Origin of the sequence: Streptococcus sp. SR1, from assembly GCF_000526075.1 — a bacterium.
Taxonomy (GTDB): domain Bacteria; phylum Bacillota; class Bacilli; order Lactobacillales; family Streptococcaceae; genus Streptococcus; species Streptococcus halitosis.
The window spans coordinates 136,998-158,150 of record NZ_JATR01000002.1 but is presented as its reverse complement, the minus strand read 5'-3'; the positions used below and the strand labels follow the sequence as shown (position 1 = coordinate 158,150).

18 protein-coding genes and 1 tRNA gene are annotated in these 21,153 nt (G+C 40.6%); 5 read left to right on the top strand and 14 right to left on the bottom strand.

Translation table 11 applies throughout. The annotated features are described in order from the left end of the window. Nucleotides 1-41 precede the first annotated feature (41 nt). From HMPREF1518_RS00860 to HMPREF1518_RS00795, 14 genes are all read right to left on the bottom strand, one after another. The gene (locus HMPREF1518_RS00860) at nucleotides 42-827 is read right to left on the bottom strand and encodes an ABC transporter permease (RefSeq protein ID WP_018371200.1); all 786 of its coding nucleotides are present in this window, start codon (nucleotides 825-827) and stop codon (nucleotides 42-44) included. 1 nt (nucleotide 828) lies between these two features. Continuing rightward, complete coding sequence (locus HMPREF1518_RS00855) at nucleotides 829-1,647, bottom strand: ABC transporter permease (protein WP_033583508.1); 819 nt, start codon at nucleotides 1,645-1,647, stop codon at nucleotides 829-831. Nucleotide 1,648: 1 nt separating this feature from the next. Further along, on the bottom strand, nucleotides 1,649-2,641 hold the full coding sequence (locus tag HMPREF1518_RS00850; protein ID WP_033583507.1) for an ABC transporter ATP-binding protein: 993 nt from the start codon (nucleotides 2,639-2,641) through the stop codon (nucleotides 1,649-1,651). A gap of 371 nt (nucleotides 2,642-3,012) precedes the next feature. Next, nucleotides 3,013-3,945 carry an alpha/beta fold hydrolase gene (locus HMPREF1518_RS00845; protein ID WP_050589076.1) on the bottom strand — a complete coding sequence of 311 codons (933 nt, stop codon included), beginning with the start codon at nucleotides 3,943-3,945 and terminating at the stop codon, nucleotides 3,013-3,015. A 128-nt stretch (nucleotides 3,946-4,073) separates the two neighbouring features. Then, the gene (locus HMPREF1518_RS00840; protein WP_001019007.1) at nucleotides 4,074-4,955 is read right to left on the bottom strand and encodes a class II fructose-bisphosphate aldolase; all 882 of its coding nucleotides are present in this window, start codon (nucleotides 4,953-4,955) and stop codon (nucleotides 4,074-4,076) included. A 137-nt stretch (nucleotides 4,956-5,092) separates the two neighbouring features. Next, entirely contained in the window at nucleotides 5,093-6,421 is a 1,329-nt protein-coding gene (gene vncS / locus HMPREF1518_RS00835; RefSeq protein ID WP_000831368.1) for a sensor histidine kinase VncS, read from the bottom strand. Next, nucleotides 6,418-7,074: a response regulator transcription factor VncR gene (gene vncR, locus HMPREF1518_RS00830; RefSeq protein ID WP_009729916.1), complete on the bottom strand. Its 657-nt coding sequence runs from the start codon at nucleotides 7,072-7,074 to the stop codon at nucleotides 6,418-6,420. Before vncR ends, vncS begins: the two co-directional genes overlap by 4 nt. 142 nt (nucleotides 7,075-7,216) lie before the next feature. Further along, on the bottom strand, nucleotides 7,217-8,596 hold the full coding sequence (gene vex3 / locus HMPREF1518_RS00825; protein WP_033583506.1) for an ABC transporter permease subunit Vex3: 1,380 nt from the start codon (nucleotides 8,594-8,596) through the stop codon (nucleotides 7,217-7,219). 55 nt (nucleotides 8,597-8,651) lie between these two features. Further along, nucleotides 8,652-9,299: an ABC transporter ATP-binding subunit Vex2 gene (gene vex2 / locus HMPREF1518_RS00820; protein WP_000173735.1), complete on the bottom strand. Its 648-nt coding sequence runs from the start codon at nucleotides 9,297-9,299 to the stop codon at nucleotides 8,652-8,654. A 12-nt stretch (nucleotides 9,300-9,311) separates the two neighbouring features. Next, nucleotides 9,312-10,589: an ABC transporter permease gene (locus tag HMPREF1518_RS00815; RefSeq protein ID WP_033583505.1), complete on the bottom strand. Its 1,278-nt coding sequence runs from the start codon at nucleotides 10,587-10,589 to the stop codon at nucleotides 9,312-9,314. Nucleotides 10,590-10,981: 392 nt separating this feature from the next. Then, a tRNA-Leu gene (locus HMPREF1518_RS00810) sits at nucleotides 10,982-11,067 on the bottom strand. An 80-nt stretch (nucleotides 11,068-11,147) separates the two neighbouring features. After that, the gene (locus HMPREF1518_RS00805; RefSeq protein WP_033583504.1) at nucleotides 11,148-11,723 is read right to left on the bottom strand and encodes a cysteine hydrolase family protein; all 576 of its coding nucleotides are present in this window, start codon (nucleotides 11,721-11,723) and stop codon (nucleotides 11,148-11,150) included. Further along, nucleotides 11,723-12,511: a GTP-sensing pleiotropic transcriptional regulator CodY gene (gene codY / locus HMPREF1518_RS00800; protein WP_000940727.1), complete on the bottom strand. Its 789-nt coding sequence runs from the start codon at nucleotides 12,509-12,511 to the stop codon at nucleotides 11,723-11,725. Before codY ends, HMPREF1518_RS00805 begins: the two co-directional genes overlap by 1 nt. Nucleotides 12,512-12,793: 282 nt before the next feature. Next, nucleotides 12,794-14,350: a DEAD/DEAH box helicase gene (locus HMPREF1518_RS00795; RefSeq protein ID WP_033583503.1), complete on the bottom strand. Its 1,557-nt coding sequence runs from the start codon at nucleotides 14,348-14,350 to the stop codon at nucleotides 12,794-12,796. Nucleotides 14,351-14,687: 337 nt separating this feature from the next. Between HMPREF1518_RS00795 and HMPREF1518_RS00790 the strand changes: the two genes are divergently transcribed. From HMPREF1518_RS00790 to gatD, 5 genes are all read left to right on the top strand, one after another. After that, complete coding sequence (locus HMPREF1518_RS00790; RefSeq protein WP_000958953.1) at nucleotides 14,688-16,004, top strand: FAD-containing oxidoreductase; 1,317 nt, start codon at nucleotides 14,688-14,690, stop codon at nucleotides 16,002-16,004. A 164-nt stretch (nucleotides 16,005-16,168) separates the two neighbouring features. Next, nucleotides 16,169-17,374: a hypothetical protein gene (locus HMPREF1518_RS00785; protein WP_033583502.1), complete on the top strand. Its 1,206-nt coding sequence runs from the start codon at nucleotides 16,169-16,171 to the stop codon at nucleotides 17,372-17,374. A gap of 588 nt (nucleotides 17,375-17,962) precedes the next feature. Further along, nucleotides 17,963-18,718 (top strand): hypothetical protein, encoded by a 756-nt coding sequence (locus tag HMPREF1518_RS00780; protein ID WP_033583501.1) that lies wholly within the window; start codon nucleotides 17,963-17,965, stop codon nucleotides 18,716-18,718. A gap of 296 nt (nucleotides 18,719-19,014) precedes the next feature. Then, nucleotides 19,015-20,358, top strand: a complete 1,344-nt coding sequence (gene murT, locus HMPREF1518_RS00775; RefSeq protein ID WP_033583500.1) for a lipid II isoglutaminyl synthase subunit MurT — start codon at nucleotides 19,015-19,017, stop codon at nucleotides 20,356-20,358. Next, nucleotides 20,358-21,140 (top strand): lipid II isoglutaminyl synthase subunit GatD, encoded by a 783-nt coding sequence (gatD, locus tag HMPREF1518_RS00770; RefSeq protein ID WP_033583499.1) that lies wholly within the window; start codon nucleotides 20,358-20,360, stop codon nucleotides 21,138-21,140. The genes murT and gatD overlap by 1 nt, the downstream gene beginning before the upstream one ends. Nucleotides 21,141-21,153: the final 13 nt, after the last annotated feature.

Below are 21,153 nucleotides of genomic sequence, written 5' to 3'. Positions count from 1 at the left end.
TGTAACATATTTAATTTTTAACTCTCATCCTATCTTATATCTTAAGAACCCGCACTTTCGTAGGCATCCAAGCCCCTGTCCCAGAGTTTTAAAGAAATAACAAAGAAAACAAGGGAAATCAAAATCAACCCACCAATGTTAAAGAGCCCGTCTTTGTCCTGCAAGAAATAGCTGGCAGGATAGTAGGCCGTAAAGGCGAAAGGCACGATAAAGCTAATCAACCAACGAAGGAGCGAATTGTAAATGGAAATCGGATACTTGGCAAAGTCATTAAACATATAGAAAATGTAAATCATGGCTCCTGACTGCTTGGTCCAAAAAGCGATACTGGCAGTCGCGATTTTCAAGGAAGTATAGATCAAGGTCGCAAAAGGAATGCAGACTAGAAAAATCAGGAATTTTGGAAGAGTCCAAGCAATGCTTGATACTGTTGTCGCTAATAAAATGCCACCGACCAATAGTTCGCCCAGGGCATCAATCTGAAAGGTCTCAACCAGAATGTGAAAAAGAGGATTAATAGGACGCGTCAGGTACTTGTCAAACTCTCCTTTTCGCACCAAACGTTGCCCCAGTGCCCAGAGATTGTCAAAGAAGAGATGGTCCAATCCCTTGGGAATCAAAGAAAAACCATAGATAAAGGCGATTTCTTGAAAAGTCCATCCTTCTAGGGATGGAATATGTTGAAAGATGACATTGAGAAACAAGAGGTTCAAGCCTTGGGTCAGGAAAACACCTAACACACCAACCACAAAATCAACCTTGTATTCCATGATTTGCTTGATGTATTGTCTGATAAAAATCAGATGCATGCGTTGATATTTTTTCATACTAACCTCCCTGAATGGTGATGAATGACTGGACTCGTTTCCAAATCAACTGAGACAAGCCCACCATCACTATAAGCCAGAAGAACTGGAGCAAAAGCGCTTGAAGAATTTGACTGGCATCGTATTTCCCAACGATAATCATGACCGGAGTATAAATCAAGGATGAAAAAGGCAAGAAGGACAAGATATCAGAAACAATCTTTGGAAAGAAAGCCAAGGGAATCAAACTTCCAGACATAAAGGCCACTATTGAAGTCTTGAGGAGATTGGAACCCCATAAATTTTTAAATACAAAGGCTGAAAATCCAAAGCAGATATTAAAGAAAAAGTTAATCAGATAAGCCAGAGTTAAGCTAAAAAGATAAAGGACAGTTAATCCCAGCACTTCTACCATCCCTTGTCCAGATAAGATTTTCATCAACACAATAACACTTAAAAATGGCAGTCCTACACTGACAAAAATCAACCACTTGGAACCAAGCTCGGTGAAGAGATAAGAGGCCGCAAAATGCACTGGTCGCAATAAGCGCATGATAATGGAACCATCCTTGACCTCCTCACCAATCATAAAGGAGCTATCTGACCTGGTCAAAAGATTAGTCACAAAACTCATAATGATGTAGAGGGTGATATCTGCCATGCTGAAGCCCTGAATCGAAGAATCTTGCGAGGAATCAAAGACCGCCTTCCAGAGATAGAAAGCCACAAAAGCCCCCATGACATCGCCAATCCGATAGAGAATAAAGTTGACTCGATAAGTGATCAACTCCTGAACACCTGCATTGATAAAGGGTTTATAACGTCTCCACAATTTGACCATCTTAGAGCTCCTTTCGGTAGAAGCGACGGATAATATCCTCAATATCCGTATCCAACATCTTCAAATCGCGAATTTCAAAATCAGACAGGGTTTGCTTGATAATATCAGCTGACTGGTAGCGGGAACTATCAAATTCAATATTGAGGCTATTTCCTTGTCTATCAATGGTCATATCAGGCAGGCCTTCATAGTGAGAAAGGAGATGACTTTGACCTGGTACCAGTTCAAAAGAAAGAGTCTTCATCTTGCCAAAGGTTTCCTTGAGCTGGCTAACCGTTCCATCAAAAATCTCTTGCCCCTTGTCAATCATAAAAATCCGATCACAGAGTTGCTCAATGTCACTCAGGTCATGAGTGGTCAAGAGAATGGTTGTTTCTTCCTCCTGATTGATTTGGGTGATAGCCCGACGAATATTGTCCTTGACCGACACATCCAAACCAATGGTCGGTTCATCTAAAAAGAGAACCTTGGGATTATGAAGTAAGGAAGCCGCAATGTCCGCACGCATCCGTTGACCCAGTGAAAGAGTGCGCACGGGGTCCTTGATAAATTCCTTCAAATCCAAGACTTCATTTAAAAAGTCCATGCGCTTATGAAAGAGCGAGTCTGGCACATCGTATATCTCTTTCAAGACCGTATAGGTCTCTTGCAGAGCCAAATCCCACCATAGCTGGGTGCGTTGTCCAAAGACCACACCAATATCCTTAACATAATCCTGACGATTGTCCTGCGGAATCTTACCATTAATCCGACAAAAACCAGATGTCGGTTTCAAAATCCCTGTCAGCATTTTGATGGTTGTCGACTTCCCAGCACCATTTGCCCCGATAAAGCCTAGAATTTGGCCTTTTGGAACCTCAAAGGTTAAATTCTTGACCGCTTCAAAGGTCTGTTTTTCAGGATGAATAAAGGAGCGCAAAGCTCCCTTCAAACCAGGTTCCTTGACTGTCTTCACAAAATTTTTCTGAAGATGTTCCACTTCTATCATTGCCATAAATCTCTCCCTATAGCAAGGAATAGCAACATTGTATTTTTAACTACAAATATCTAAATCCTTACTTTCTACAACTTCTACATTTTATTATTACAGAAGGCTTTATACCAACCTATTATAGTCCAATAAAAACTAGAATGCAAGCGTTTGCCTATGGATTATGAAATTAGAGATTTCTCTCTTAAAATAATACTTTGAAACAAAAATTCTGATTTGATGATTTCCTAGAACACTAAAAAACCCTGCCCATTGGGCAGGGTTTTTGGTAAGAAAAAGAATTTTTTTTAATCGAAAAAATTCACGATTCTACTGTTAATCCTTCAGCATTTAATTATTGTCATCAGTCTAAAATTAAAATGATCTCTAAACCATCAATTACTCTTTAAAAAATCTTCAATCTGAGAAACTATTTCATGACTTTGATAATGATAGAGGTCGTGAGGCGCATCCATATAGACGACTTGAACATTAGACTGGTCGCTTATAAATCTCTCTGCATAACGTTGCCATTCTGATTGGCTAAAACTAGTACCTTCACCGTTAGACACCAGTAATAAGGTGGGAATTTTCGGATTGATGCTAGAAGTAACTTTCTTGGCGTTTTCCTTTACCGTTTGAGATTCATGAAGCATGGCTTGTGACATCAACTGCTTATAAGCTAGAAATCTATATTGTTTTCGTTCAGTTTCAGTCAGAGTTTGATTTTTTATATAAAAAGACTCAGGGAAGTAGCGTAATAAACCAATCTTGCTGCTCCAATATGCCACAGTGAGCAAGGTCTGATTATCCTTTAAATTCTCATAACTTGACGGCAGTGCCCAATCCAGACCAATCAAGGCTTTCACTTCATTAGGATATTTCTCCTGCCAAGCCAGACTCTCAAGACTCGCTATGGAATGAGACAGAATGATAAACGGCCCTGTGATATTTGCTTGCGAAAGAGCTTGGCGAGTCTCAGACAAAACCTCCATCACATCTCTTGAATGATTGCTATCATCACTATAACCATATCCCGCTCGCTCCACGATGACTACCTTATACCGTTTCGATAAGGATTCCGATACATTTTTAAAGTCCAATATGGGAGAAGCAATACCAGCACCTGAGAGAACTACTATAGTCTCAGGTCCATCCCCTTCAACGTAAATATTTATTTGATGTCCATTGACAAGAACTTGTTGTCCCATAGGTGATAGTGAGGCTTCTTCCTTTTCCAAACTGATACGGTGAAAGATGAATGTAGCGAGTAAAAACAAAAGAATGAAACTAAGAATGCCAAGAAACCATTTTTTCAGTATTTTCATAGCATTATTGTACAAAAAATAGAACCTTTTAGCAACTTAAGATTGGTTCTTCTACAGTATATTCGCTATATATCCAGACACAAAAAACCCACCCAATGGGCAGGTTTCATCTGTATTGTTCAGCTAGATTATGCTTTACCTTCTGAACCGAATACGTCGATACGTTCTTCAACAGCTTCTGTAATTGCTTCGAAACCTGGTTTCAAGAATTTACGTGGGTCAAAGAGTTTCTTCTTATCGTATTCTGCTTCGTTTGCTTCGTATTCAGCAACAAATTTACGAGTTGCGTTAGCAAATGCGATTTGGCATTCAGTGTTAACGTTAACTTTCGCAACACCAAGTTTGATAGCTGCTTGGATTTGGTCATCAGGAATACCTGAACCACCATGCAATACGATTGGGAAGCCTGGAACTGCTTCTGTCAATTTTTGCAAGTGATCAAGGTGAAGACCTTTCCAGTTTGCTGGGTAAGGACCGTGGATGTTACCGATACCAGCTGCCAAGAAGTCAATACCAGTTGCAACCATTGCTTTAGCATCTTCAATTGGAGCCAATTCGCCATCACCAATGATTCCGTCTTCTTCACCACCGATAGTACCAACTTCAGCTTCTACTGATACGCCGTTTGCATGAGCAAATTCTACAACTTTACGAGCTTTTTCAAGGTTTTCTTCAACTGGAAGGTGTGAACCGTCAAACATAACTGAAGTATAACCAACTCGGATACATTCAAGTGCATCTTCATAATGACCATGGTCAAGGTGAATAGCAACTGGTACAGTAATTCCCATTGATTCTACAAGGTTTTCGATGAGAAGTTTACATACTTTGTAACCACCCATGTATTTCGCAGCACCCATAGAAGTTTGGATCAAAACTGGAGCTTTTTTAGCTTCTGCTGCACGCAAGATAGCTTGAGTCCACTCAAGGTTGTTTGTGTTAAATCCACCAACTGCATAACCGTTGTCACGAGCTGCTTGGACAAATTTTTCTGCTGAAACGATTGCCATTTGTCAGGCCTCCTATATATTTTTTGGGACATCCCATTTACATTGTTCATTTTATCACTTTTTGATAAAAAAAGCTAGTTTTTCCCATGCTTTAGATTGAATTTCTTCCAATCCAATCAATGTAAACCCTTTCTTTTTTAATCTTGGCTAACTCTAGGAAAGCGTATAAAGAAAGTCAAGCGATCATCCTGCCTTTCAAAACGATAAGGCAATTTCTCATGTTCTAATAAACTTTTGACCACAAAGATCCCCATCCCCGAACCCTTGGCCTTGCGACTAGCATTTCCAGAAAAAGACTGGGCCAATTGTTCTTGTTCTTCAGGACTACAGCTATTCTCGATAAAGAGTTCTCCTTCTCTCTCGCCAATGTAGACCAGGCCACCTGGAGTGGAGTGCTTGATAGCATTACTGATGAGATTCGATAGGATTAGTTTCATGACAGATGGGTTTATGTATGCCTGCTGATGGGTTAGGTTAATGTCTACCTGAAGTTCTCTCTCCTTGGCTAGTAAAGCATAATTCTTGACTAGACTTTGCGTCATCTGAAGGAGGTCAACCTTTTCTTTCTCCTCTCGCAATTCCTGAACAGAAGAAAGAGACAATATCTGGAGAACGTGATGACTGAGGTCATCCACAATCCCCAAGGCAACTCCCAGATAGTGGTCTCTATCTCTATAGCGACCGATATTTTCTTTCATATTCTCAATCAGGATTTTCAAACTGGCCAGAGGTGTTTTCAATTCATGAGAAGCCCCTCGTAGAAACTCAACCTTCATCTTCTCCAGCTGGAGAATAGCTTCATTCTTGTCATGCAAGTCCGCAATAACAGTCAAAAGATGCTGGTAAAGGCTATTGATTTGTTCCTTGAGATCACCAATCTCATCCTTAGAGTCCACGCGCAATCGCACTTGGGCATCCAAATCCATCATCCGACGGGTCACTCGCTTGATTTCCAAAATCGGTGCAACAATGGTCCGAGCATAGATGTAGGCCACCAAGAGGGAAATCAGAAAGGATGCCAGCAAGGTATAGGGAAGAAACTGGAGACTGATCTGCTCTGCTTCTTTTTGCAAATCCATGGAAGCTAGAAACTGAAGAGTCATAGTGCTACCATCTTGCGTTTTTACCTCGCGTTCCTCAATGAAGAGTGAAGTTGTCTGGCGAGCTGTATCTAGTGGAAAATTATCCTTAACCTCTAACTTGTCCTCAGTCATCTCACCCTTAACGGACCCTTTGATATCACTGGTCTGGGAATACAAATCTAACACTTGCTCGATACTTTGCCTATCCTTTCCTTCTAGGGACTGGGCAATAGCTGTCGCTTTCTGACCAATGGTTTCCTGACGGTGGCTCAGATAAGTCGATGGAAAGAGAAAATAAATAGCTAAATGAAGACAAATAACCAGAACACTAAAAATCGAGAAGGTATAGATAAATATTTTAGTAAATAGACCTGTTCGTTTCATTTTCGCTCCAATTTATAACCAACATTGCGCACAGTGAGTATACAATCCAAGTCTAGCTTTTTCCGCAGTTCCTTGATATAGACATCAATGACACGGTCAAAGGGAACCTCATCTGTCACCTTCCAGACCGCATCAATTATCTGAGAACGAGTCAAGGCCCGTCCCTCATTTTTCACCAGATAGTCCAGAATTTCCAACTCTTTGGCATTGATGGCCACTTCTTGACCTGCGAGGCTTGCACTATAGCTTTCAAAGTCTACCTTGGTATCCTTATAAGAGAAGATTCGTCCTGTATCGTAGTAGCGCTTGAAAATCGCGTCCACCCTCACTTTTAAGAGAGACAGGGAGAAGGGTTTTTCCAGATAACCGTCTGCTAGAGAAGCAAAAGCACTCATCTTGTATTCCTCATCCTGAAAGGCGGTCAGCATCAAGACAGGAACCTGACTGGTCTTACGAATCTCAGCTAGGACTTCTAGGCCATTAAGCTTGGGCATCTGGATATCCAGTAGTACTAGAGCAACTTCATAGCTGGAAAATTTTTCCAAAGCTTCTTGTCCATCTGCTGCTTCAATGGTTTCATAACCACAATCCGTCAAATAGTCACTGATCCCCTCACGGATCATCTCTTCATCTTCTACAATTAAAATTTTCATAGAAAAAATTTTTCACATTCCTTTAAATTTCTTGTAAATTATCTCAGTTTCATCCTGATAGGAAGAGTCCTTATCAAGACAAAACAGATAAAAATGCTACCTATATTATACCCCATTTAGGGGAGAATAGGTAGCAAGTTTTTTATTCGCTATCGAGCAAGAGCTCTTTTGGTTGTTTTCTGAGGATATTGCTTGAAGCAAGCGCCATAACGAGAACCACTAGAACCAAGGCAAGGACAAAGATGATGATAAAGTCTGATGTCTGAATGGAAATGTCTAGGCTCGACAAGGTCTTGCTAAAGCCGTCTACTTCTGCACCACCACCAAGGTTAGAGGCTTGAGCAGCCTTGCTGGCTTGCTTGGCAACACCTGAAGTGACATTGGCAAGAACAGTATTTCCGATTGCTCGAGCTGTGTAGTTGGCTAGGAAGTAAGCCGAAACGAGAGCAGGGATGGCAATCAGGATAGATTCGGTGATGAATTGCCCCAAGATACTTGCCTGCTTGAGACCGATAGAGAGGAGGATTCCCACTTCCTTGCGACGGGCGTTGATCCAAAGGCTGAGCAAGAGTGCAAGGAGAAGGACTGAGAAGCTCAAGCTACCCCAGAAGAGGAGGTTGGCCATCTTGTACATACCAGAGATGGATTGCTCTAGAGCTGGGTAGTTAGAGGAGCTCTTCACAAGTGTGTAGCTCTTCCAGTTGATACCACTGATACCATTCAACTCTTTCATGACGTCATCCAAGTTCTTGTCTGCTGTTACAAAGAAGGTTGCGTCCCCATAAATAGCTGTGTCTTCTGTGTATCCATAAAGTTTTGCAGCAGTGTGAATGTCTGTGATAGCTGTGTTTTCATAGAGCTCTTGTGAGTAGGTTACTGCTGACTTATTGTGACCATCAAAGAGTCCCTTGATTGTCACTTCGACTGTTTCCTTGGCACCTTTTTCATTGTCTGCATCGTAAATATTGGAGTCCAATTTGATCTTATCTCCGACTTTCCAACCGTGTTTGGCTGCCAAGTCCTTGTGCATGAGAATCTTGTCCTTGTCGTCGTTGGTTAAGTGCTCACCTTCGACCAGCTTATATGAACCAGAGACAAACTTGTCTTCTTTAGAGGAGTCATTGACACCTGTAATCATCAAGCTGCTTCCAAACCGTTTGGCACGGTCAGCAGTGAGATTTTTCTTGGTTTCTGGTGTTTCGATGAGATCGTATCCAGTCAAATCTCCGATGGCGTTGATGCGTTTAACATAAGACTCGATGGCCTTGTTTTCGGTGATTTTTTTGATATCCTCACCCTTGATATTCCCAGAACCACGTGGCGTTCCTTGATTGACGCGACGATTGATTTGCATGGAGAAGCTATTGGTAATATTTTTAAATGTCTCCTGAGAAGCCTTGGCAGTAGCTCCCTTGATCGACAAGCCGACCAAACTTAAGCTCGCCATGAGGAGAATAATCAGGAAGATAACAATCGATTTGAAAAACTTCCTTGTAACATAGGCAAATGCGTTGTGTAACATAGGTTTCCTTTCTAGATTTGATTCGTTTTTATCATTCTATCAAAACAAACTCATCTTATTTTGTAGTATTGCGAGTTTCAGTTAGTTTCTTATCCTTCAATTCAAGTGTAATATCTGACGCTTGTGCCACTTCTTTACTGTGGGTGACGACGATTACACATTTACCTGTTTTCTCGGCAAGTGATTTGAGCAGTTCGATAATATCTCCAGCAGTTTTAGGGTCCAGATTTCCTGTTGGCTCATCAGCTAGAATAACTGGAGCTTCTGAGACTAAACTGCGAGCGATGGCTACACGTTGCTGTTGACCACCTGATAACTGGAGAACATTCCGCTTGATCTGACTTTCATCCAAACCAAGCTCAAGAAGTGTATCCTTGCTTGCCTTTTTGTTGACCAAGCGGATATTTTCCAGCGGAGAAAGATAATCTATCAAGTTATAATTTTGAAAGACCAGGGAAATATGGTGCATGCGATGGTAAGAATACCCCTTATTCCGAATGTCCTCTCCTTGGAAAAGGATAGAACCTTCAACAGGGCTATCTAGACCAGCCAGTAGGGACAAGAGAGTGGATTTTCCTGCTCCTGACTCACCAATGATACTATAAAATTTTCCGGGTTCAAAATTATACTTGATCTGATATAAAACTGCTTCAGCAGTGTTCTTATAACGGTAGGTAACATCTTGCAATTGTAATAAAGTCATGATTTCTCCTTCTTAACTAATAGATGATAAAATTTCTTTCGGCGATTTTCTAAATAAGAATAGGAAACAAAGGGCTACAGACAAGCAACCAATCAGGAGCAGAAAGACATAGGATTCTGCAAAGGATAGGAGACTAGTTGATAGACCGCTTGCTTTGGCCAGCGTGTCTTGTAAGGTTGCCTGATCTCCACTGGCTAGTACAGTTTGGAGCAGATAGGATGTGATGGCATTTCCAGCGATAAAGGATGGAAGCAAAGCTCCGAGAGATACCAACACTACCTCTAAACAGAACTGTAGGAAGATCGAGCTCTTGCTTTTTCCAAGTGCGAGTAAAATTCCCACTTCGTAGACTCTTTCTCTCAACCAGAGAGACAAGACCAAGATTAATGCTCCTGCTCCTGCTATCAACATCCCATAAAGGAAGATGGTGAGGAAGGTTTGGAAGGTTGCAACTGAGTCTTTGATTTGTTCAAAGGCCTTGTTTTCCTTCTCGACTTGGTAGCCTTGACTTTCCAAAGCCAAGTTTTCCACCTGCTTCATGAGTCCGTCCATTTCCTTAGGATTTTCTACATAGAAGCGCGCTGCACTGACTTGAGCTTCACTATTTCCCAGAAGGGTTTGGCTACTTTCATAGTCTGTAAAGACCTGGTTTTCACTGAAGTCGGAAGACAAGCCTGTGAACTTTTCTTGTTTCTTACCAGAAAAGATGCCGACAATTTCAAAATCAACTGTTTGCCCCTTTCCAGCTTCGGACTGACCAGCATCCAAGCGAATCTTGTCGTGAAGCGAAAGAGCGTTCTTCTTAGCCAACTCTTCGTGGATCAGGATTTTCTTGGAATCTCCTTTTTGAAGGTGTCGCCCTTCTTTTAGATTGAAAGCCGAACTGGTAAAGGTGACATCCTTGGATGAATCTTCAAGAGCCGTTAAGCTAACCAAGTTCTTGTCCGCAGCCGACAAATCATCACGTTCTACGCTCTGCTCACCACTCACCGCTTCCTTGTCTTTCAGTTTTGCGACCATTTCGAGTTCAGGAGAGACATTTTCCAGCCCCTTAATCTTGCTCACGGATGCTAGATTAGACAATTTGAAGGTCTGTCCATTTTCTATCTTTTTGATAGAAAACGAAGTATTGAGTGATTTGTAAAGATTGCTTTCTACTGTTTTGTTGGACTTCATCAGAGTCAAACAAGCTGAAATTCCGGCCAATAGGACCAATAAAATCAGAAATAAAATAAAACTTCTCAGTCGTTTTCTGCTGACATAAGCCCAAGCTCTTTGGATTGGATTCATTTGTCACCTCCATATTTGTAAGACTATTATAAAATCCAAATATGAAATGTTTATGAAATCAAAAATTTTTTTTGATTTATTTTTTGAAAAAACAAAAAAGCTAGCAAACGCTAACTTTTCTTCATATATAAGGATAAATAGTACCAATCAAAAATCTACTTCATTTTATAAATGTTGGCACCGTCTTTCAGCTTAGCATTTTCCATTTCCTAAGTTCTTCATTTTCTGACTTGTGTCTGAGAAAATTCTTGATAGAATGAAATGAAAAACTCAGTTTAAATGTTCTGATACAATGACTGTTCTTTATGCCAATATTTTTCGATATACGAAACGTAGCCTCTAGTTTTCTTTGTAAAAACAAAAAGAGCCAGCCAAAGCTAACTCTTATCCTATGCGGAGAGAGGGACTTGAACCCTCACGACCTAAAGCGGTCACAGGATCCTTAGTCCTGCGCGTCTGCCAATTCCGCCATCCCCGCGTCGATTACTTTACTAGTATATCAACTTTCAAAATCTTTGTCAACACTTTTTTCAGATTTTTTTCATTTTTCCAAGGGAATTATTCTTGGATTTCAGCCAGATTTTCATCCAGCAACTTGGCTCCCAAAGTGTTCTTAAAATGACCAAGAGCAAACTGATGATTTTCTGGCCAAATAGAGGCAACTGCAGGCTTGACAATCTCGATTTGATAACCTAAATTATAGGCATCAATAGCCGTATGAAGAACACAAATATCCGTCAAAACACCTGTTAAGATAACAGTAGTAACCCGACGTTCTCGCAGGCGAATATCGAGGTCCGTTCCTGAAAATGCTGAATAGTGCCGCTTGTCCATCCAAAAGACGCGGCTATCCACCTCATGTTCAGCATAAAAGTCAGCTAGGGGACCATAGAGGTTGCGGCCACTAGTCCCGATGATGTTGTGTGGCGGAAAGAGCTTGCTTTCTGGGTGAAATGTATCCTTCTCTTCATGGGCATCAATGGTGAAAAAGATATAGTCCCCACGTTCAAAAGCCAATCTGGTTACCTGATCAATGGCTTTTGATATGGCTTGAGCAGGTGCCCCTGCAGTCAGCTTTCCATGGTCTGCTACGAAATCCTCTGTATAGTCAATCGAGATTAAAGCCTTTGCCATTAGTAGTCCCTCTTTTTCACTTCCTCAAAAATATCACCAATTAAAACTTTGAGATAAGTCCCCTTCATTCCGAGTGAACGGCTCTCAATAATTCCTGCTGACTCCAGTTTACGAAGCGCATTGACAATCACAGAACGCGTAATTCCAATACGGTCTGCAATAACAGATGCAGTCAGCTGTCCTTCATTTCCATCCAGCTCAGCTAAAATAGCTGATACGGCACGAAGTTCTGAATAGGAAAGGGTGTTGACCGCCATGGTAACAGCCGTACGACGGCGAATATTTTTCTCATCCTCTTCACGTTGGAAGTTCAAGAGTTGAATCCCTACCACCGTGCTCGCAATCTCAACAAGGATTAAATCTTCATCTTCAAATTTCTTATCATTGCGCCAAATAATCAACGAACCTAGGCGAATCCCTGATACATGAATCGGAGCAATGGTCGTCAAACCATCTGGAAAGTCCGCACGACTCTCTACAGGGAAAATGGTCAAATCATGTTCAACAGGAAGGTTGGCTTCCGTATCATAGATCATGTTTGCACCTTGAATATAATCATCTGGAAAAATCTTAGTTTGAAAAAACTGTTCTACACGATCTGTATTCGTTTTATAACGCATGAAGTAGCCTAAAAGGCGCCCCTTGCTATTCACAATACAAGCGTTACAATCAATAATATCTGCCAACTGGCGTGTAATCGCATTATAGGGAAGTTCATCTTGAAGTTGCTCCTCTGAGCGTTTCAAAATAGAAGTAATTTTTCTTGTTTTTTCTAATAAATGTGCCATTTTTTACCTCGCATTTAATCGCTACCATTATAACATAAAGAGCGTGAATTTTCAATTATTATCTGAAAATTGCTTATTTAATTACAATTTTGAACAGCAAAAATATTTTAGAAAAATGAGTTCTTTTGTGTTGACAGCTGAATTATTTTTTGTTAATATAACATTATAAGAAGATGACATGGTAAATCCCTTTCCGTTTCACCTATCCTTTACTATCACCATCTTCTTTTACCCTTGGTCTCCTTATATATAAAAGCGATTCACAATGTGAATCGCTTTTTCCTATTTGTCTCCTTTGTTACGAATAACAAAGCCAGTCTTCTTTTCACTTGAAGTGTTGTGAGGTTTTTTATTGTCTTTATTACGATAGCGTCTGTCTTTATCAAAATGATCGTTCCCGCGGCTGCCTTTTTTGAAAACATCACGGCGACCACCACGACGGTTATCTCCTCGACGATTGTCGCGTCCACGATTACCTCCAGAACGTCCATTTCCTGACGGTTTGAACGGCAGTGGTTTTTCACGCGCAATCTCCACTTCAGGAAGGCTGTCTGGATCTTGGACTGTCAGACTCAAGATATACATAGCCAATTCTTCTGGACTAAATTCTGCAGCTAACTTACGAGCATCTTTAGCAAATTTCTCAAAGTTCCCACGAATAGTTTCATCCGCAAAATCACGTTCGATTTTCTTGAGAGCTACTTGTTTCTTAGCTTGGAAGGCTTCTTCAGCTGTCGCTGGTTTAAGACCTTTCATGCGTTTCTTAGTCAAGTTTTCGATGATTTGAAGGTAGCCCATTTCATTTGGTGCTACGAAAGTAATAGATTGACCTGACTTACCAGCACGACCTGTACGCCCGATACGGTGAACGTAACTTTCAGGATCTTGTGGAATATCGTAGTTATAGACATGGGTCACACCTGAAATATCCAAACCACGTGCTGCCACGTCTGTCGCAACTAGAACATCAAGATTACCATTTTTAAAATCACGAAGGACACGAAGACGTTTGTTTTGATCCAAATCACCATGAATTCCTTCTGCACGGAAACCACGGATTTTAAGTCCACGAGTCAATTCATCCACACGACGTTTGGTACGGCCAAATACGATAGCAAGTTCTGGTTGTTCCACATCCATGAGACGTGTCATGGTATCAAATTTTTCTTGTTCCTTGACACGGATATAGTACTGATCCACCAATTCTGTTGTCAATTCCTTGGCAGCAATCTTGACATGCTCAGGATCTTTCATAAACTGAACGCCGATACGTTTGATAGCGTCTGGCATAGTTGCTGAAAAGAGCAAGGTTTGACGATTTGCAGGGACACGGGAAATGATGGCTTCAATGTCTTCAAGGAAGCCCATGTTGAGCATTTCATCCGCTTCGTCAAGGATGAGGGTTTCAATATCTTGTAATTTCAAGGCCTTCCGTTTAATCAAGTCCAAGAGACGGCCTGGTGTTCCTACCACGATGTGAGCACCCGATTTAAGGGCCTTGATTTGTTTTTCAATGCTGGAACCACCGTAAACTGAGCGAACTTTCACTCCTTTGCTACGACCAAAGCGGAACAGTTCCTCTTGACTTTGGACAGCGAGTTCACGAGTTGGAGCGATGACCAAGGCTTGAATAGTCGCTTCTTCTGTACGGATTTTTTCAAGGGTTGGCAAGCCAAAGGCTGCAGTTTTTCCTGTACCAGTCTGAGCTTGACCAATGACATCCTTGCCTTCAAGGGCCAAGGGAATAGTCTGTTCTTGGATAGGACTGGCTTCTACAAATCCAGCTTTTTCAATCTCTGCTAGCAAATCAGCAGACAAGTTAAATTCATTAAATTTCACGTTATTCTTCTTTCTAAAGGTGGTGCGAAGCCACCCTATAGCGCGTAGTTTATACTTTTCTTTTCATGACGTATCTTCTACAAAAATGAGATACCGTGTTGCTTCTTTTCCACGAAAGAAAAGTACTAGTTTCTTTGCAACCTATCTAGTATAACACAAGAGAGGGGCAAAAGATAGTAGAATCCATTAGGAAAACTATGTAAACGATTTATTATCCATTGAATTAGAATTATAGAAGTTTTTGATAGACTTTTTGATCGGAAATCATTTCCCGTAGCAGATTTGTGCAAAAAGTGTTTTCTTATGCTAGAATGAAAATCGAATAGGAGGACTATAAATGTTAACATATGATTTAATCGTTATTGGATTTGGTAAAGCTGGGAAAACACTAGCTGGTAAATTGGCTTCAGCTGGCAAAAAAGTTGCCCTCGTTGAACGTAGCAAAGCTATGTACGGTGGAACTTGTATCAACATCGGTTGTATCCCAACTAAAACCTTGCTAGTTGCTGCTGAGAAAGATTTGTCTTTTGAAGAAGTCATTGCTACCAAAAATACTATCACTAGTCGCCTCAACGGTAAAAACTATGCGACTGTTGCTGGTACAGGCGTGGATATCTTTGATGCGGAAGCTCACTTCCTTTCAAACAAAGTCATCGAAATCCAAGCTGGTGATGAAAAACAAGAACTAACTGCTGAAACAATCGTCATCAACACTGGTGCTGTTTCAAATGTCTTGCCAATCCCTGGACTTGCTACAAGTAAGAATGTCTTTGACTCGACTGGTATTCAAAACTTGGACAAATTGCCTGAAAAACTTGGTGTCCTTGGTGGCGGAAATATCGGTCTTGAATTTGCAGGCCTTTACAACAAACTTGGAAGCAAGGTTACAGTCCTAGATGCCTTGGATACTTTCCTACCTCGTGCAGAACCTTCCATCGCAGCTCTTGCTAAGCAATACATGGAAGAAGACGGTATTGAATTGCTTCAAAATATCCGTACTACTGAAATCAAAAATGACGGTGACCAAGTTCTCGTCGTAACTGAAAACGAAACTTACCGTTTTGACGCCCTTCTCTACGCAACTGGACGTAAACCAAATGTCGAACCACTTCAACTTGAAAATACAGATATCGAACTTACTGAACGTGGTGCTATCAAAGTAGATAAACATTGTCAAACAAACGTTCCTGGTGTCTTTGCAGTCGGAGACGTCAACGGTGGACCTCAATTTACTTACATTTCACTTGATGACTTCCGTGTTGTCTACAGCTACCTTGCTGGAGATGGCAGCTACACTCTTGAAGACCGTCTCAATGTGCCAAACACTATGTTCATCACACCTGCACTTTCACAAGTTGGTTTGACTGAAAGCCAAGCAGCTGATTTGAAACTTCCATACGCAGTGAAGGAAATCCCTGTTGCTGCCATGCCTCGTGGTCACGTAAATGGAGATCTTCGCGGTGCCTTCAAAGCAGTTGTCAATACTGAAACAAAAGAAATTCTTGGAGCAAGTATCTTCTCAGAAGGTTCTCAAGAAATCATCAACATCATCACTGTTGCTATGGACAACAAGATTCCTTACACTTACTTCACAAAACAAATCTTCACTCACCCAACCTTGGCTGAGAACTTGAATGACTTGTTTGCGATTTAAGATTTCAAATATTCTACACAAGACAAGTATCCATTTTGGTGCTTGTCTTTTTCTATCCAATCCATAGTTTCCTTACAAGATTATTTGTGCTTTTAGCTGTAAAAGCTTATAATATAGGTGTAGGATGTTGTCTTCATTTTCTGTTCAAAAAGGAGACTAGTCACATGGAAAAGCAAGTTAAACTACCAACACACTCTCCTTTTTCCTTTCTATTTAAAGGAAAAAATCCGGCTATGAAAACACTGGTTTTCTGTGTTAGTACAGTCTTCATTTTTCTCCTGCTTTGCTGGGTACTTTTTCGCTTGATTTCACCTCAAAAACAGCGATTCACAGTCAATCAAGCTGCTGATTTTTACCTTGTTAATTCGAAATCCATTCAAAGTTATCAGTTGCAAAACGATCAGTTTCAGCTCATAAAGACTGAAGGCGTCTCCATTGCAGAAGATGTCAATTTCTGGTTTCCTCAGGGACGGTTTGACAATCGCTATCTCGTCTTTTCATCTGGAAATACCAGAGGGAAGGCATCCACTCAGAACATCGTATCTCTTGACTTTCAGACAGGGGACATCCAGAAAACTTCAACTCCCTTCTATGCTTATTCGGGAGCTGGAGTATCAGATAAGTTCTTCTACACGGGCCAAACTACAACTGAGGATGGGGTGCTCTGTATGTTTGACATCTCAGGAAAGCTGATTACTCAGAAAACATTCTCCGAGTCCACTTCCTTTCCAATCCAGTTTCATGGAAGAAGGAATCGCCTCTACCTCGGTCTGGGATTTCACGATGAGTCTCGTCAACGACCCGCTTTAGTGTTTGATGGATATTTAGTTGAATTGGACGAAAAGGACCAACTAAAGGAATTGTCTCGCACACCTCTGACAAGCGAAGGAAAGATCGTTGAAATGTTGACTTCTTCTGAATTAATCGGTGACAATTATTACAGTAGCGTTGCTTATACTCGAAATACAGAAACTTTCTCCAAAGATCCAGACAATCGCATACTTGTCATGAACTTGTCTAGTAAGGAAAAGCACTTCATCAAGCTACCAGAGGACAATCCCAATCTTCTTTATAAAACACCGAAAGAGGACCGTTTGATTGTAAAACATGAGGCGGATGGAAATGATCGCTGTGCCTTATCTATTGTCAATCTCTCTGATGAATCTAGCTATCTGATTAATGTCAGAAAAGATTTGCCTGACTCCACAGAAGAGATAATACACATCGATACAAGTTTGACAAACAAGATATTGGTCGTAACCAATCAACATTTGTTATTGTATTCTTTAGAAAATGGCCAACTTCTAACTAAAACAAAACTGGAACTGAAACAAAACGACTTCCCAATCGCAACTTGGTTTCAGAACTAATCACTCACAGCCCTCTTCGGGCTGTTTTTGTTTCTACGAAATCTCAAATCTATCTTTTCTTTCTTTTATGATATAATGTCCAAACTTTACTTAGCAGTCCTAATTATATATTGAGTCTCAGGTCACTCTTTCAAATATCAGCAATACATATGACTTTGAATAACTCGCTTCAGCTCATCATTTTATGGGTAATTTAAAAAGTATATTTTGCAATGATTGTTTCATGCCTAATTAGTAAATTATCCACTCTTTGCGCGGATCGTATGTGTATTTTCATCGTTTGTGGAAAGGTTTTACCGTTTGCAAATTGATGGCTAAGTCGATATATTTTTTCTTCTTAAATATTTTCCAAATTATTTAATCTTTTTAAAGATAAGAATCACTTTCTAATCAATCAAAGGATACTTCAAATTTCTTCATTCTTGATAATATGAGCAATACCCTGCAAAATGTTTAAACTTTATCATTGTAAAAAATATCGAAAGAAATCCCACATTACATTAGTATATATTTGGTATGGGATGAAATTGACTTTCGAAAACATTAACTATATAATGTCTGTAAACAATAAATAATGAGGTAACGATTATGAATAAAACAGAATTACTGTTACAAAGACTAGATGATATTGGTCAGTCTCTAAAAGATTCTAGACAAGCACTAGCTTTGCTGGCACTTGGTTCTTGCGGAGTAGAAAGAGACCGATTGGATCAATACTCAGATTTGGATTTTTTTGTTATTGTAAAAGATGGCTACAAGCAGGCCTATATACAAGATCTAACTTGGTTAAGTAATCTAGAACCAATTGCATTTCACTACCAAAATACAGTGGACGGACATAAAGTTCTATTTGAAGATGATGTTTTTTGTGAATTTGCTGTCTTTGAAGCTCATGAACTAGTAAACATTCCCTTCGCTGAAGGCAAGATTATCTGGAAGGAGGTCGGTTTTGATGGAACAATCTGCCAGCCACAAAGATTGCCATCAAAAGAAAATAGAGACCGTGAATGGCTGTTGGGAGAAATTTTATGCAATCTATATATAGGACTAGGTCGCTATCAACGAGGCGAAAAATTGGCTGCTTATGATTTCATCCAAAACAGATCCGTCAAGCTTTGGACCGAACTAATCAATTTGGAAAAAACCTCTAAATCTGATTTTATAGATATTTTTAACAGCAACAGAAGATTTGAAAAAGGTTATCCAAACGAGGCCAAACAATTACCCTACTTTTTGCAAGGTTACGAACGAATTTCTGAATCTGCTCAGGCACTCCTAGAATATCTTGATAAACACTATCCTCTTAACGCATTTATAAAAGAAAAAATTCGTAATTTATTATAAAAGAGACTTTCCAAAAAATAATCTAAATCCCAAAAGTTAGGTATCTCTGTCAGTTATAATGGATTAATGAAATTTTAAAACCTGTAGAGGATAATCGATGTCCTCTCCTTTCTTATATTCAGAGTGAGAAAGATTTATTTCTTAAAGTTGCCAAAGTTATCAAATCCAAAGATATTGTATTTGATTGGTTTGGTTTAATCAGAACCTAAAAAGCACTTCTAAGGTTACTTCTTTAGTTGTTCTTAGAGGTTACTTTAGTTATTGGACTGCTGGGCGCAGTATGATATAATAGAAACATGAAATTAAAAACTACTTTGGGCCTCCTAGCTGGGCGTTCTTCTCACTTCGTTTTAAGCCGTCTTGGCCGCGGAAGTACGCTCCCAGGAAAACTCGCCCTTCAATTTGATAAAGATATTTTACAAAATTTAGCTAAGAACTACGAGATTGTCGTGGTCACTGGAACCAACGGGAAAACCCTGACAACTGCCCTCACTGTCGGCATTTTAAAAGAAGTTTATGGTCAGGTTCTGACAAATCCTAGTGGTGCCAACATGATCACAGGAATTACAACAACCTTCTTGACCGCCAAATCTTCTAAAACTGGGAAAAACATTGCCGTCCTCGAAATTGACGAGGCCAGTCTTTCTCGTATCTGTGACTATATCCATCCTAGCCTTTTTGTCATCACTAACATTTTCCGTGACCAGATGGACCGCTACGGTGAAATTTACACAACTTATAACATGATTTTGGATGCCATTCGTAAGGTTCCTACGGCTACTGTTCTCCTCAATGGTGACAGTCCACTTTTCTACAAGCCAGCTATTCCAAATCCTGTTCAGTATTTTGGTTTTGACTTGGAAAAAGGACCAGCCAAACTAGCTCACTACAATACCGAAGGGATTCTCTGCCCTGACTGTCAAGGCATCCTCAAATATGAGCACAATACCTATGCCAACTTGGGGGCCTATATCTGTGAAAATTGTGGCTGCAAACGTCCTGAACTCGACTATCGTTTGACAGAACTGGTTGAGTTGACCAACAATCGCTCTCGCTTTGTCATCGACGGACAAGAATACGGTATTCAAATCGGTGGACTCTACAACATCTACAACGCTCTCGCTGCGGTTGCTATTGCCCGTTTTCTCGGGGCTGATTCGCAACTCATCAAGCAAGGATTTGATAAGAGCCGTGCTGTCTTTGGACGCCAGGAAACCTTCCATATCGGTGATAAAGAATGTACTCTTGTCTTGATTAAAAATCCTGTTGGTGCTACCCAAGCTATCGAGATGATCAAACTAGCGCCTTATCCATTTAGTTTATCTGTTCTCCTTAATGCCAACTATGCTGATGGAATTGATACTAGCTGGATCTGGGATGCGGACTTTGAACAAATCACTGACATGGACATTCCAGAAATTAACGCTGGTGGTGTTCGTCATTCTGAAATCGCACGCCGTCTTCGAGTGACTGGCTACCCAGCTGATAAAATCACTGAAACAAGTAGTCTGGAACAAGTTCTCAAGACCATTGAGAACCAAGACTGCAAACATGCCTATATCCTGGCTACCTATACTGCTATGCTGGAATTCCGAGAACTGCTGGCTAGTCGTCAGATTGTTAGAAAGGAGATGAACTAATGGTTTATACTTCACTTTCCTCAAAAGCTGGCAATTACCCTTATCAGCTCAACATTGCCCACCTCTATGGAAACCTCATGAATACCTACGGGGACAACGGCAATATCCTCATGCTCAAGTATGTGGCTGAAAAACTGGGAGCTCATGTAACAGTTGATATCGTTTCTCTCCATGATGACTTTGACGAAAATCACTACGATATCGCCTTTTTCGGTGGTGGTCAAGACTTTGAACAAAGTATCATCGCAGGCGATCTACCTGCCAAGAAAGAGAGCATTGACAACTACATCCAAAACGATGGTGTGGTTCTAGCCATCTGCGGTGGTTTCCAACTATTGGGCCAATATTATGTTGAAGCTTCCGGTAAACGTATCGAAGGGCTAGGGGTCATGGGCCACTACACCCTCAACCAGACCAATAACCGTTTTATCGGTGACATCAAGATTCACAATGAAGACTTCGACGAAACCTACTATGGATTTGAAAATCACCAGGGCCGTACCTTCCTTTCTGATGACCAAAAACCGCTGGGTCAGGTTGTCTATGGGAATGGAAATAACGAAGAAAAGATCGGCGAAGGGGTTCATTATAAGAATGTCTTTGGTTCCTACTTCCACGGACCTATCCTCTCTCGTAATGCCAATCTGGCTTATCGCCTAGTCACCACTGCCCTCAAGAAGAAATACGGTCAGGATATCCAACTCCCTGCCTATGAAGACATTCTCAGTCAAGAAATCGCTGAAGAATACAGCGACGTAAAAAGCAAGGCAGACTTTTCTTAAACCAAGAAAAACT

Coding starts and splice junctions, on each gene's coding strand:
- HMPREF1518_RS00860 (WP_018371200.1), bottom strand. CDS start 827: ATGAAAAAATATCAACGCATGCATCTGATTTTTATCAGACAATACATC.
- vex3 (WP_033583506.1), bottom strand. CDS start 8,596: ATGTTACACAACGCATTTGCCTATGTTACAAGGAAGTTTTTCAAATCG.
- HMPREF1518_RS00840 (WP_001019007.1), bottom strand. CDS start 4,955: ATGGCAATCGTTTCAGCAGAAAAATTTGTCCAAGCAGCTCGTGACAAC.
- HMPREF1518_RS00845 (WP_050589076.1), bottom strand. CDS start 3,945: ATGAAAATACTGAAAAAATGGTTTCTTGGCATTCTTAGTTTCATTCTT.
- HMPREF1518_RS00850 (WP_033583507.1), bottom strand. CDS start 2,641: ATGGCAATGATAGAAGTGGAACATCTTCAGAAAAATTTTGTGAAGACA.
- HMPREF1518_RS00790 (WP_000958953.1), top strand. CDS start 14,688: ATGTTAACATATGATTTAATCGTTATTGGATTTGGTAAAGCTGGGAAA.
- vncS (WP_000831368.1), bottom strand. CDS start 6,421: ATGAAACGAACAGGTCTATTTACTAAAATATTTATCTATACCTTCTCG.
- HMPREF1518_RS00785 (WP_033583502.1), top strand. CDS start 16,169: ATGGAAAAGCAAGTTAAACTACCAACACACTCTCCTTTTTCCTTTCTA.
- HMPREF1518_RS00780 (WP_033583501.1), top strand. CDS start 17,963: ATGAATAAAACAGAATTACTGTTACAAAGACTAGATGATATTGGTCAG.
- codY (WP_000940727.1), bottom strand. CDS start 12,511: ATGGCACATTTATTAGAAAAAACAAGAAAAATTACTTCTATTTTGAAA.
- HMPREF1518_RS00805 (WP_033583504.1), bottom strand. CDS start 11,723: ATGGCAAAGGCTTTAATCTCGATTGACTATACAGAGGATTTCGTAGCA.
- HMPREF1518_RS00855 (WP_033583508.1), bottom strand. CDS start 1,647: ATGGTCAAATTGTGGAGACGTTATAAACCCTTTATCAATGCAGGTGTT.
- vncR (WP_009729916.1), bottom strand. CDS start 7,074: ATGAAAATTTTAATTGTAGAAGATGAAGAGATGATCCGTGAGGGGATC.
- murT (WP_033583500.1), top strand. CDS start 19,015: ATGAAATTAAAAACTACTTTGGGCCTCCTAGCTGGGCGTTCTTCTCAC.
- gatD (WP_033583499.1), top strand. CDS start 20,358: ATGGTTTATACTTCACTTTCCTCAAAAGCTGGCAATTACCCTTATCAG.
- HMPREF1518_RS00815 (WP_033583505.1), bottom strand. CDS start 10,589: ATGAATCCAATCCAAAGAGCTTGGGCTTATGTCAGCAGAAAACGACTG.
- vex2 (WP_000173735.1), bottom strand. CDS start 9,299: ATGACTTTATTACAATTGCAAGATGTTACCTACCGTTATAAGAACACT.